At 61.7% G+C, this 11354-nt stretch carries 13 protein-coding genes; 6 read left to right on the top strand and 7 right to left on the bottom strand.

What is annotated here, in order from left to right:
• Window positions 1-10 precede the first annotated feature (10 nt).
• A complete protein-coding gene (locus tag V8P77_RS15640; protein ID WP_335913260.1) occupies window positions 11-1027 on the bottom strand; it encodes an amino acid ABC transporter substrate-binding protein in 1017 nt (338 codons plus the stop codon).
• Between the two features lie 37 nt (window positions 1028-1064).
• On the bottom strand, window positions 1065-2246 hold the full coding sequence (locus V8P77_RS15635) for a trans-sulfuration enzyme family protein (RefSeq protein ID WP_335913259.1): 1182 nt from the start codon (window positions 2244-2246) through the stop codon (window positions 1065-1067).
• Window positions 2247-2352: 106 nt separating this feature from the next.
• On the opposite strand from V8P77_RS15635, the gene V8P77_RS15630 reads away from it, so the two are divergent.
• From V8P77_RS15630 to V8P77_RS15615, 4 genes are all read left to right on the top strand, one after another.
• Complete coding sequence (locus tag V8P77_RS15630; protein WP_335913258.1) at window positions 2353-3258, top strand: LysR substrate-binding domain-containing protein; 906 nt, start codon at window positions 2353-2355, stop codon at window positions 3256-3258.
• Window positions 3259-3690: 432 nt separating this feature from the next.
• The gene (locus V8P77_RS15625) at window positions 3691-4617 is read left to right on the top strand and encodes an ABC transporter ATP-binding protein (RefSeq protein WP_335913257.1); all 927 of its coding nucleotides are present in this window, start codon (window positions 3691-3693) and stop codon (window positions 4615-4617) included.
• Entirely contained in the window at window positions 4614-5375 is a 762-nt protein-coding gene (locus V8P77_RS15620) for an ABC transporter permease (protein WP_003540416.1), read from the top strand. Before V8P77_RS15625 ends, V8P77_RS15620 begins: the two co-directional genes overlap by 4 nt.
• Before the next feature lie 112 nt (window positions 5376-5487).
• Window positions 5488-6225, top strand: coding sequence for an SDR family oxidoreductase (locus V8P77_RS15615; protein WP_335913256.1), 738 nt, complete (start codon window positions 5488-5490; stop codon window positions 6223-6225).
• On the opposite strand, the gene V8P77_RS15610 is transcribed toward V8P77_RS15615, so the two are convergent.
• The 5 genes from V8P77_RS15610 to V8P77_RS15590 all read right to left on the bottom strand — a co-directional run bounded on the left by V8P77_RS15610 (window position 6188) and on the right by V8P77_RS15590 (window position 9559).
• Window positions 6188-7111 carry a LysR family transcriptional regulator gene (locus V8P77_RS15610; RefSeq protein ID WP_335913255.1) on the bottom strand — a complete coding sequence of 308 codons (924 nt, stop codon included), beginning with the start codon at window positions 7109-7111 and terminating at the stop codon, window positions 6188-6190. The genes V8P77_RS15615 and V8P77_RS15610 overlap by 38 nt on opposite strands.
• Before the next feature lie 126 nt (window positions 7112-7237).
• Window positions 7238-7675, bottom strand: a complete 438-nt coding sequence (locus V8P77_RS15605) for an EamA family transporter (protein WP_335913254.1) — start codon at window positions 7673-7675, stop codon at window positions 7238-7240.
• A 166-nt stretch (window positions 7676-7841) separates the two neighbouring features.
• Window positions 7842-8543, bottom strand: coding sequence for a TIGR02281 family clan AA aspartic protease (locus tag V8P77_RS15600; RefSeq protein WP_335913253.1), 702 nt, complete (start codon window positions 8541-8543; stop codon window positions 7842-7844).
• Window positions 8540-8758 (bottom strand): DUF1289 domain-containing protein, encoded by a 219-nt coding sequence (locus tag V8P77_RS15595; protein ID WP_335913252.1) that lies wholly within the window; start codon window positions 8756-8758, stop codon window positions 8540-8542. Before V8P77_RS15595 ends, V8P77_RS15600 begins: the two co-directional genes overlap by 4 nt.
• 18 nt (window positions 8759-8776) lie before the next feature.
• Window positions 8777-9559, bottom strand: a complete 783-nt coding sequence (locus V8P77_RS15590; protein ID WP_335913251.1) for an adenosylcobinamide-GDP ribazoletransferase — start codon at window positions 9557-9559, stop codon at window positions 8777-8779.
• Window positions 9560-9715: 156 nt separating this feature from the next.
• Here V8P77_RS15590 and cobT point away from each other — a divergent pair, with 156 nt between their 5' ends.
• Entirely contained in the window at window positions 9716-10732 is a 1017-nt protein-coding gene (gene cobT, locus V8P77_RS15585; protein WP_335913250.1) for a nicotinate-nucleotide--dimethylbenzimidazole phosphoribosyltransferase, read from the top strand.
• Between the two features lie 142 nt (window positions 10733-10874).
• Window positions 10875-11264: a diacylglycerol kinase gene (locus V8P77_RS15580; protein ID WP_335913249.1), complete on the top strand. Its 390-nt coding sequence runs from the start codon at window positions 10875-10877 to the stop codon at window positions 11262-11264.
• Window positions 11265-11354 lie beyond the last annotated feature (90 nt).

The following is an 11354-nucleotide window of genomic DNA, read 5'->3' as shown; positions in this document are numbered from 1 at the left end:
GCTCCCCGCGTTATTGGAATGCCATGGGGAACATCAGTCCGCCGTTGGAAAACAGCCTGTTGGGACCCCGGTCGATCTTCAAGGCACTGCCTTCACCGAGGTTGCGGTCAAACATCTCTGCGTAGTTGCCGAGCTGCTTGACGATGTTGTAGGCGAACTTGTCATCGAGCCCGAGCGCCTTCCCATTGCCAGGCTCGACACCGAGGAAGCGTTTTATCCTTGGGTCCTCCGATGTCATCATTCCATCGATGTTGGCCTGCGTAATGCCGTAGAGTTCAGCATTGAGCAGCGCTTGAATCGACCAGTTCACGATGTCCAACCAGTTGTCGTCGCCATGACGCACTGCCGGCGTCAGGGCGTCCATGTACTTGGTCGCCGGGAAGATCACGTAGTCGTCAGGATTGTCAGACTGAGTGGCGCGGACAGAAGCAAGTGCCGCGGCATCGGTGATCAGAGCATCGCATCTGCCGGAAAAGAAGGCTTGCCGGGTTGCAGCGACATTGTCGAAGACAACCGGCTTGAGCTCGAGGTTCAACTTGCTGGAGACGTCGTTGACGACAACCTCGGTCGTGGATCCCGTCTGCACGCAGACGGAAGCGCCTGTCATTTCCTCGACCTTGGTCACGCCTGAGGACTTCGCCACCATGAAGCCGGTGAACTCGTAATAGGTCGGGGTGGTGAAGTTGATGCCGTTGGCGTCACGCTGCAGCGTCCATGTAAGCGTGCGCGGCAGCATGTCGATCTCGCCGGTCTGAAGGGCAGGGATGCGCTGCTGACCGCTCAGAGGAACAAACTCGACCTTGTCCTTGTCACCGAAGATGGCTGCGGCGACCGCACGGCAGGTCTCGACGTCGAGGCCGCTCCAGTAGCCCTTGTCGTCCGGCGCGCCGAAACCGACGGTGCCTTGGCTTGCGCCGCAGACGATATGTCCGCGGGCTTTGACCTTGTCAAATGTGGGTCCCGCCTGGGCGGTGGTGGCCGCAAGCGCGACACCGGCGGCAATGGCGGCAATCTTCCAGTTTTTCATGTTGTCGTTCCCTTTATTGTTATGAGATTGGAGTGGCTCAGGCGGTTCTCGCCATCGTCCTTTCAGATGCGATGACATCCACGATCGGCTCGAGATCGGCCCAGAGGTCGTTCTCATCCTCAAGACCGATGCTGATCCGGAGGATCGTTCCTGGATGGGCATTGGCATCCGTCACGCGGCTGATGGTCATCGGGGCAAGCAGGCTGTGGGTTCCTCCCCAGGATGCTCCAATCGAGAAGGTCTTTGCGGCGGTCAGCAAATCCGGCAAGGCATCTTCGGCGTGCGTAGGGATGACGACGCTGAATACGCCGCTAGTCCCGGCAAAATCTCGCTTCCAGACCTCGTGGCCAGGTGCGGACTCCAATGCGGGATGAAGGACGAGGCCCGGCGCAATCCGGCTTTGGATGCGCTTGGCGAAGTCGTGGGCGATTCGCCCGCAATGGGCGAGGCGAACAGCCATCGTCTCCATCCCGCGCAGGGCCAAGGCGCAGTCGTCCGGTGACACGCCGAGGCCAATCATGCGCATCGTATCCCTGAGCCGGCGATGCAGCTCGATATCCTTGACCGCAATCGATCCCATCAGAAGATCGGAGTGACCGCCGACATATTTGGTCAGCGCCATGGACGAGAAGTCCATCCCACGGGCAAGCGGCTTGAAATAGAGCGGGGTCGCCCAGGTATTGTCGCAGCCGGTCAGGACGCCTCTAGCCTTAGCCGCTGCGACGATCGCCGGAATGTCCTGGATTTCCATCGTGGTCGAGCCGGGCGATTCCGTCCAGATCAGCTTGACCGTCCCGTCGATCAAATCGGCTATGCCGCCACCGATCATTGGGTCGTAGACCCGGAAGGAAATCCCTCTCGGCTTCAGATAGTTCTCGCAGAAGCCTGCCACGGGTGGGTAGGCGGTGTCCGGGATGAGGACGCTGTCACCTGGCATGAGGAGTGTCAGGAAGACGATGGTAATTGCGGCTTGTCCAGACGGCACCAGAACCGTCCGCACGCCTTGTTCAAGGGCCGTAATGGAAGCTTCCAGCGTGCGGGAGGTCGGCGTGCCGTGCAGGCCATATGTATAGCCATCGGGGCCGCGATACTTGCGGTTGGCGTAGGCCTCCGCGCTGTCGAACACGATCGTCGAAGCGCGGTAGGTCGGTATTGCGAGGCTTGCAAAACCTTCATGGGAAACTTCGGGCCGCTTTATGCAGAGCGTCTTGTCACGCATGGACTGTCCTCATTGGCAAATTTCCAGCAGTCTAAGCGGACAGAGGGTAGACAAACAATTGACCGGAGCGTCTAAGTCTATGCGTAAACCGTATAGAGTGATGAGGATGAATTTCCGGCAGATCGAGGCGTTTCGCGCCGTCATCATCAGTGGCACTGTCTCGCGAGCAGCCGAGCTGATGGGCGTCACGCAGCCAAACGTCAGCCGCCTCGTTGGCGAGCTTGAAGAAGGCGTTGGCTTCGCACTGTTCGATCGTGTGAAGGGAAGACTGATATCCACTCCGGAGGGGCAAGCGTTCTACCGGGACGTCGACGCGAGTTTCAAAGGTCTCGACCTTCTGCGGTCGTCGGCTGCGCGCATCAGAGATTTTGGATCAGGCCAAATTCGAGTGGCAAGTCTGGCAGCTGCGGGTTCTACCATAGTGCCGCGAGCCGTGAAGCGCTTTCGGGAGAAATATCCTTCTGCAATCGTGACGCTCAGCATCATGTCATCCGCCGCGGTGCGCAATCACATTGTCGATGGTGATTTCGACCTTGGTTTGGCCGCCGACGAGGTTGATTTGTCCGGTGTCGAACATCAGGTGTTTGGAAGCTTCCCGGCATTATGCGCTATCCCGCCGGGACACCCTTTGGCCGATCGAGAGGTTGTTCGGCCGGAGGATTTTCACGAGGTTGACTACGTGGCGTTGTCAGCAGAGGATCGGGCCCGACTTCAGTTCGAACGCCACTGCGCCGAAGCAGGATCGAAGCCCAATCTTGTGATCGAAACCCCTTTTGCGATCACGGCCTGCGCACTCGCGCTCGAAGGAGTCGGATTGGCGATCGTCAATCCACTGGCCGTCGATGGCTTTGCTGATCGGGGTCTCATTTTCAGGCCCTTCGAGCCGGCGGTGTATTTTAAGAGTTACCTCTTATTCCGCCCCGACATGCAGAAGGCAAGCCTCGTGCGCGCTTTCGTCTCTTCATTGCTAGAGGTTAGAAATACGCGAGCGTCAGTACTCGTCGATCGATGATACGGTCACGAAAACGTCAGGCAGGGCGGATTGTCGAAAAAGAAAGCCGGCGCAAAGGCCGGCTAAGACGAACGCGGCTGAACAGGGGATACTGGCCGGTTCCAAGCACTTCGTGACTGAACAATAACTTTCACTACATGCCGAGGCAGCAAAAAAGGGGCGCAACGAGAACACCCGGAGACGGCTCCGCAAAGCGGTGGGCGGCGGGGCGGATGCCGGTGCTGACCTCGGCTCTGTTATCGGGCACGAAGATCACCGGATGATGACATCTGAAGCCGGTCTCTGCCTTTCTTTCGCCGGCCAACCGCTTCGGCGGGCCAACTGTGTTGGCAGCATGCGAATGCAGTGTTCATGCGCTTAAGGATGTTAAAGCGTTACAAAGGGACTATATAGCGGGCCGAAGTAACTTCCGAGAATCCGCAAGAGTCCCGCATGGCCCCCATCATTTCCGTTCAGAACCTCACCAAGACCTACGCCAATGGGTTCGAGGCCCTGAAGGGCATCAATCTCGACGTCGAAAAGGGTGAGATCCTGGCGCTGCTCGGGCCGAACGGTGCCGGCAAGACGACGCTGATTTCGATCATCTGCGGCATTGCCAATCCGAGCGGCGGCCGGGTGCTGGTCGCCGGCCACGACGTCGTAAGGGATTTCCGCGCCACCCGCGGGATGATCGGACTGGTGCCGCAGGAGCTCACCACCGATCAGTTCGAGACGGTGTTCAATACAGTCAGCTTTTCGCGCGGGCTGCACGGCAAGAAAGCCAATCCTGCCCATATCGAGAAGGTGCTGCGCGCGCTCTCGCTCTGGGACAAGAAGGACAATATGCTGCGCCAGCTGTCCGGCGGCATGAAGCGACGGGTGCTGATCGCCAAGGCACTCTCCCATGAGCCGGATATCCTTTTCCTCGACGAGCCGACTGCCGGCGTCGACGTGACGCTGCGCAAGGACATGTGGCATGTCGTCGAAGAGCTCAGGGCCTCCGGCGTCACCATCATCCTGACTACCCATTATATCGAAGAGGCCGAGGAAATCGCCGATCGCGTCGGCGTCATCAACGGCGGCGAGTTGCTGCTCGTCGAGGACAAGGCAGCGCTGATGGCCAAGCTCGGCCGCAAGCAGCTCATCCTCGATCTCACCGAACCGCTGAGCCGCCTGCCGGATTGTTTTGCCGGCAACGGGCTGACGCTGGAAGCAGACGGCAACCGGCTGACTTATGATTTCGACGCTGGCAACGAACAGGAAAGCATTGCGGCGCTGCTGACCCGGCTCGGCGAGAACAATATCCATTTCAAGGATCTCTCGACGCGCCAAAGCTCGCTCGAGGACATCTTCGTGGCGCTGGTGGGAGCGGAAAAATGAACGTCGAGGCTGTCAAATCGATCTATTTCTTCGAGATGGCGCGCACGCGCCGCACGCTGCTGCAGAGCGTCATCTCGCCCGTCATCTCGACCTCGCTCTATTTCATCGTCTTCGGCGCCGCTGTGGGATCACGCATTCAGGAGGTCGAGGGTGTGTCCTACGGCGCCTTCATCACGCCCGGCCTGATTATGCTGACGCTGCTCGGCCAGTGTATCAGCAACGGCTCTTTCGGCATCTATTTCCCGAAATTCACCGGCACGATCTACGAGGTGCTTTCGGCGCCGGTGGCGATGACGGAGATCCTGCTTGGTTATGTCGGTGCGGCGGCGACCAAGGGGATGATCATTGGCTTCATCATTCTCCTGACCGCCAATCTCTTCGTTGATGTCAGGATCGAGCATCCCTTCATGATGATCCTGTTCTTCCTATTGACGGCGATCACCTTCAGCCTGTTCGGCTTCATGATCGGTATCTGGGCCGGTAATTTCGAACAACTGAACCTCATTCCCATGCTGGTCGTGCCGCCGCTGACCTTCCTCGGCGGCAGCTTCTATTCCGTCAGCATGCTGCCGCCCTTCTGGCAGGCAGTCAGTCACCTCAACCCGGTGCTCTATCTCGTCAGCGGCTTCCGCTGGAGTTTTTACGGGATCGCCGATGTCAACCCGGCGATCAGCCTGGCGATGATCACGGTGTTCCTGGTGATCTGCCTGGGAACGCTCGCCTGGATCTTCAAGACCGGCTACCGCCTGCGCAACTGATCAATCACCCGAACACGCGCCATCGGAAAAGCCGATGACACCATCGGGTTCTTCCGTTTTTCTTCTGCGGTGATCCGCGGCATCTGCTGCATCAGCCAAGAAGGAGAGGCAGATGACGGATATCAGGATCGAAGGCGCAAAGATCGTTATTGTTGGCGGCAGTTCCGGAATGGGGCTGGCGCTGGCGGCCCGGCTGCTCGGGGAAGGGGCTGTGGTGACGATCGCAGGACGCAGCGAAGACGGGCTTGCGGCGGCCCGCCGCGATCTCGGCGAGCATCCGAAACTCAAGACGCACGCCGCCGATATATCGCGGGAGGAGGAGGTCGCAGCGCTTTTCCGCACCAGCGGGCCGGTCGATCATATCGTCAGCACGGCGGCCGATATCGAAGGCGCCTATCAGCTGCTGCCGTCGATCGAGCTTGCGGCGGCGCAAAGGGTGGTCGAAAGCAAGTTCTACGGGCCGCTGCTACTGGCGAAATACGGGGCCGCCCATCTGCCGCCCTCAGGATCGATTACTTATACGTCAGGTGTCGCGGCCTACCGGCCGGCGGCGCGTGGATCAGTGGTCGCAGCCGTCAATGCGGCGCTCGAAGGCTTGGTCAGGGCGCTTGCCGTCGAGCTGGCGCCGATCCGGATCAACGCGGTGTCGCCCGGATGGGTGGATACACCGATCTGGAGCTTCGTCGCCGGCGACGCCAAGCAGGCGACACTTGATGCGATGGCAGAGCGCCTGCCGGCCGGACGCATTGGACGGCCCGATGATATTGCCGATGCGATCCGCTTCCTGATCGGCAACGGATTTACGACAGGCGCTATCCTGCATGTCGAAGGCGGGCATCGGCTGGTGTGAACTGCGGAAGTTCTTCGCTTGCCGATCGTAGCAGGAGGGCAAGCGCCGGCGGCTGCACGCGCCTGCGCCGCCACATCATCACCAGCGAGGCTGCGGGTGGTTTGCCCGGCCATGGCAGTTCGACGACGTTGCCCCGCGTTACGGCCGGGCCGACGGCAAGGCGCGGGACGAGACCGAAGCCGACGCCGGACGCAACGAGCCGGACGATCGTCGCGATGCTATCGGCTTCCGTGACGATTGAAGGCGCTGCAATGCGCGCTTCGGCAAAGGCAGTGTCGAACAGGTGCCGGTAGACGCAGCCGGTTTCGGTGGCGACGAAGGGCGCGGTACTCAGTGCTGCGAGGCTTGCGGGTGGCCGGGCTTGAAAATCGCGACCGGCAATCAGCACCAGCGGTTCGCTGCAGATGCGGCGTGTCAGGAAGCGCTCATCCTGCTGCCCGCGATCGAAGGTGAAGGCGATATCGATCGAGCCATTCTGCAATTGCGCGAGCAATTCGCCGCTGCCGCCGACCTTGAGCTTGAGGCCGACGTCTGGGTTCTTCTTGCGAAAGAGTGACAGCCAAGGCGCCAGCCTTTCGGCGGCGATGGTTTCGAGCGTCCCCAAGGTGATGGACTGTTCGGCGTTGCCGGCTGCAGCACTGACGGCAGCCTTCGCTTCCTCGTTCAGTGCCAGTATCTCTTCGGCATAGGCCTTGAGGACCGTGCCCGCGGGTGTCGGGACGACGCCCTGTCGGGAGCGCAGGAAGAGCTCTGCGCCCAGTTCCTCTTCCAGCGCCTGTATCTGGTCGCTGAGGCTCGACTGAGCGAGATTGACCTCGGCAGCGGCGCGCGTGAGATTTTCGTGCCGGACCACTGCAAGGAATGTCTTCAATTGTCGTGGGTTCATGTCGGGCTCCGGTACGGCGCGCAGTGGCGCCTTGACGCAGGATATCAACAAAGCAGAAGGCGCTGCAACGCAGGAGCATGTGGCGGCGAACTACCCACCTGCTGCTGCGCATTGCGGCAGTTCCCGTCAGGCGCTGCTGACGAGAAGGGCGCCGGAGATGATGAGGAGGGTGCCGGCGACGAGCTTTACGATGTCGAGTTCGGAGGCTTCGCCGAGAAAGACGGCGCCGATCGCCAGTGTCACCAGCACGTTGCAGCTCCAGATTGGGGCGAGTTTCGAGACGGGGACACCGTAAGCGAAAAGCGCAAAGCTGATCAGGCCGGTGCCGACGCCAAAGCAGGCGCCGGCGAGGGCGGCAAAACCGAGACCTTCGGCGGTCCAGGGGGCGGGGCGCCAGATGAGTGCGGCGATCAGCCCGGCGAGCGCGCAGGCAGCGCCGAACGCGATCAGGTAGACGGCGGAGCCGGTGGCTGATGTGGCGCTCTGCTTCTGGAAGATGGCGGTAATGCCCCAGAACAGGGCGGGCAGAACGCCGCCGATGACGATCGGCCAGAGTGAATTCATTGCAAAACTCCTGTCGCACCCATAGGTCAAGGCCTCGCCTGAGGCGAAGGCCGGCCGAACATGTGGTGCCACCAGACTAGGAGTTTCTTTTTGCTCTTTGTGGTCTTGTTGTTCTTCCGCTCAAGCTGCCAGATCCGGTCGTCGCCGTAAAGCGGCGGAACCGCAATTAGTCGCGCATGCGGAGTTCGTCGGTCTGCATCTGCAGCGAGCCCAGCGTTTCCAGGAAGCTCATGCCGAGCAGGCTCTGGTCGAGCCGGCCGTCCTCGGCGACGCTGGCTGCGACATTGTTGCGGATGATCGGGCCGATCGCTACCTGGTCGAGCGTGACGGGTGCTGCGCGGCCGCGGCCGTTGGCTGTCATGATCGTCATGGAATAGGTGAGGCGGGAGAGATCGATGCCGATCCGTTCGGCATCTTCGCGCGACAGCGCTACCATGCTGGCGCCGGTATCGACGAGCATCTCGATCGTCTGGCCATTGACCGCGACATCGGCTTCGAAATGGCCGTTCAGCAGCTTGTGCAGAATGATCTCCCGGCCGCCCTCGCTTGTCGTGACGACGACGGCGCGGCCGGGAGCGAGGCCGGCGAGCAGCCTGTTGCCGACGCCGAGCGCTTCCTGGCGATAGAGGTAGACGGTCACGAGCGCCAGGATGATGACGAGCCAGATCATCATCTGGCGCATTGTTTCGCCGACACTGCGCCGGCTCGCCCAGATGCCGGCCGACAGCATCAGCGCGATCGGCAGCAGATAGACGACGCGGCCGAAGTCATCGCTCTGCAGGCCAAGGATGCGGCTGTTGTCACTGTTGAGGATCAGCACGGCAAGGCCGATGCCGATTACGACGAGGAAGACGGTCAAACGAATCATAGAGGCCGCTCCGGCCCGGCGACGAGGCTTGATTTCATATGGTTCGGCACCGTGGCGGAACCTGCAAGCCTTGCCGGCAGCAGCGTCATGATCCGCCTTCGCTCACTGTCGGAATAGCTCGTCCAGCTGCCGATTTCCTGAAGAGTCCGGCCGCAGCCGGCGCAAAATCCGGTGGTGGGCTCCAGGGAGCAGAGGTGAATGCACGGTGTTTGCATGAAGGATATATCGGAGTTTCAAAGAGCCGTGGCAAGGGCGCAAAGAGTGGCGATCTCGCAAATTTGCTGCGTCGCGCCCAGCGTATCGCCGGTGTGGCCGGCAAGCTTGCGGCGGATGAAGGCGGTGAAGGCAAACCCTGCGATGCCGGTGGCGAGCAGGCTCGCGACCAGCGGCCGCAGGCCGAATGCAGGCCAGATCAGAAGCGCTGCGACGAGGCCGGCTGAGGCGAGCGCAAACTGCATCGCCGCCTCGTCCGGCTGGCCGGTCGAGGCGGCCACGCCATCGGCCTTTGCCGGCGCCAACCGCTGCCAGTGCCAGGCGATGGCGCCCCGGCTGAGAGCCGCGACGGCGGGAATGGCGAGGGCTGCCGTGAGCGGCGAGGAGTGTCGGGCGATCACAGCAAGCGCGGCTGCGCGGATCCCGAAGGAGAGGATCAGCGCTATCGCGCCATAGGTGCCGATCCGGCTGTCTTTCATGATGAGGAGGCTCTGTTCGCGGCTCTTGCCGCCGCCGATACCGTCGGCCGTATCGGCCAGGCCGTCCTCGTGCAGCGCGCCGGTGACGAGGGCCTGGACGGAAAGCGCGATCAGGGCCGCCATCAGCGGGTCCGCACGCAGCCCCAAAAGGAGGAGGATGGCGAGTGCGGGGACGAAACCGATGACGATGCCGGCGACGGGAAAGGCGCGCACCAGCGGACCTAGCCTGCCGTCATAGCCTTTGAACAGCGATTGCGGCATGGGAATGCGGCTGAGGAAGGCGACGGCGCGGGCGGTATCGACCGCATAGTCCTTGATCTTCATTCTGCTTCGTTCTGCCGGAGGTCTCGGCTTATGGTCGCGGCGGCGCTTTTGGAGTTGTTCGCCTCGTCCGCCCGCTTTAAGAGAGTGGCCACCCGCAAAGAAGCTGATTTGCGGGAAAAAAACAAGAATACCCGGATTCATAGGAAAACCGCACAGATGAGCGTTTCAGGCCTGCCGTTCGACGATTTCCGTACCCTGCTCCGTGACCTGCCGGGGCCGGATGCCCGCGCGCTGGTGGCGGCGCGCGAACGTGACGCGCAGCTGACCAAGCCGCCGGGCGCGCTCGGACGGCTCGAGGAAATCGCCTTCTGGCTTGCTGCCTGGACGGGCCGCACACCTGCCGTCAACCGGCCGCTGGTGGCGATCTTCGCCGGCAATCACGGCGTCACCAGGCAGGGCATCACGCCGTTTCCGCCAACGGTGACGCAGCAGATGGTCGAGAATTTCGCAGCCGGCGGGGCGGCGATCAACCAGATCTGTGTCGCCTATGATCTCGGGCTGAAAGTCTTCGATCTGGCGCTCGATTATCCCACCGGCGACATCACCGAGGAAGCAGCGCTTTCCGAGCGCGACTGCGCCGCGACCATGGCCTTCGGCATGGAGGCGATCGCCGGCGGCACCGACCTGCTCTGCATCGGCGAGATGGGCATCGGCAATACGACGATCGCGGCGGCGATCAACTATGCGCTCTACGGCGGCTCGGCGCGTGACTGGGTTGGACCCGGCACCGGTTCGGAAGGCGAGATGCTGGAGCGCAAGATCGCGGCGGTGGAAAAGGCGGTGGCGCTGCATGGTGACCATCTCGACGATCCGCTCGAGATCATGCGCCGGCTCGGCGGCCGCGAGATCGCGGCGATGGCCGGCGCCATCCTTGCTGCTCGCATGGAGCGCATCCCGGTGCTGATCGACGGTTATGTCGCGACCGCTGCGGCGGCGATCCTGAAGGCCGCCAATCCATCCGCGCTCGATCATTGCCTGATCGGCCATGTCTCCGGCGAGCCCGGACATTTGCGCTCGATCGAGATGCTCGGCAAGACGCCGCTTCTGGCGCTCGGCATGCGGCTCGGCGAAGGCACCGGTGCGGCGCTAGCCGCCGGCATCGTCAGGGCGGCCGCCGCCTGCCATTCTGGCATGGCGACCTTCGCCCAGGCAGGCGTGTCGAATAAGCATTAAGGCCGCAGTAGGCGCGCCGTCGATCCGCACGCGTTCGCTTGCGCGCCTCAAGTGGATTCGGTATTTGCGTATTCGCTCATCAAAGGAGGAGACGGCAAAGCCTCTCCCGGTCTGTGATGCAACGGGAAGAGGAGAGGGCATCTTGACGAAGCCTGCGGTGACGAAAGAGACCGGACTTCGGCATTTCATCGCCGCCGCCAGCTATTCCTGGGCGGGTTTCCTGCGCGTGCTGAAAGAGGCGGCCTTCCGCCAGGAACTCGGTTTCTTCGTCGTTTCGATCGCGGCGCTGGCGCTCGTCGGTGCAAGTGTCGGGGAGATCGTCATCGCCGTGCTTCTGTTTCTCGGGCTCTTTTCGGTGGAGGCGATGAATACCGCCGTCGAAGAGGTGATCGATCGGATTTCACCGGAGATTTCGATCGTCGGCAAACATGCCAAGGACCTCGGCTCCTTCGCGGTGACCTGCATGATCGCCGCCTGCTGCCTCTATCTTGGCTTCGTCCTCGGCAAGCACCTGTTCTTTGGATCCGGTTGATTTCACGCTGGATCGGCCCGAAGTCATTCGGATCCAAGTCTAAAAATCGGAGCATAATGTTGCCCGAAAACCGCTCACACTTTTCGGCAT

This window comes from Rhizobium aouanii (genome assembly GCF_037002925.1).
Taxonomy (GTDB): Bacteria; Pseudomonadota; Alphaproteobacteria; order Rhizobiales; family Rhizobiaceae; genus Rhizobium; species Rhizobium aouanii.
The sequence above is the reverse complement of the archived record's forward strand: the minus strand, read 5'-3'. Positions and strand labels throughout refer to the sequence as shown.

Bases quoted from the DNA above. Each gene is read 5' to 3' on its own strand.
- V8P77_RS15640 (WP_335913260.1), bottom strand. From the start codon at position 1,027: ATGAAAAACTGGAAGATTGCCGCCATTGCCGCCGGTGTCGCGCTTGCG.
- V8P77_RS15635 (WP_335913259.1), bottom strand. From the start codon at position 2,246: ATGCGTGACAAGACGCTCTGCATAAAGCGGCCCGAAGTTTCCCATGAA.
- V8P77_RS15630 (WP_335913258.1), top strand. From the start codon at position 2,353: ATGAATTTCCGGCAGATCGAGGCGTTTCGCGCCGTCATCATCAGTGGC.
- V8P77_RS15625 (WP_335913257.1), top strand. From the start codon at position 3,691: ATGGCCCCCATCATTTCCGTTCAGAACCTCACCAAGACCTACGCCAAT.
- V8P77_RS15620 (WP_003540416.1), top strand. From the start codon at position 4,614: ATGAACGTCGAGGCTGTCAAATCGATCTATTTCTTCGAGATGGCGCGC.
- V8P77_RS15615 (WP_335913256.1), top strand. From the start codon at position 5,488: ATGACGGATATCAGGATCGAAGGCGCAAAGATCGTTATTGTTGGCGGC.
- V8P77_RS15610 (WP_335913255.1), bottom strand. From the start codon at position 7,111: ATGAACCCACGACAATTGAAGACATTCCTTGCAGTGGTCCGGCACGAA.
- V8P77_RS15605 (WP_335913254.1), bottom strand. From the start codon at position 7,675: ATGAATTCACTCTGGCCGATCGTCATCGGCGGCGTTCTGCCCGCCCTG.
- V8P77_RS15600 (WP_335913253.1), bottom strand. From the start codon at position 8,543: ATGATTCGTTTGACCGTCTTCCTCGTCGTAATCGGCATCGGCCTTGCC.
- V8P77_RS15595 (WP_335913252.1), bottom strand. From the start codon at position 8,758: ATGCAAACACCGTGCATTCACCTCTGCTCCCTGGAGCCCACCACCGGA.
- V8P77_RS15590 (WP_335913251.1), bottom strand. From the start codon at position 9,559: ATGAAGATCAAGGACTATGCGGTCGATACCGCCCGCGCCGTCGCCTTC.
- cobT (WP_335913250.1), top strand. From the start codon at position 9,716: ATGAGCGTTTCAGGCCTGCCGTTCGACGATTTCCGTACCCTGCTCCGT.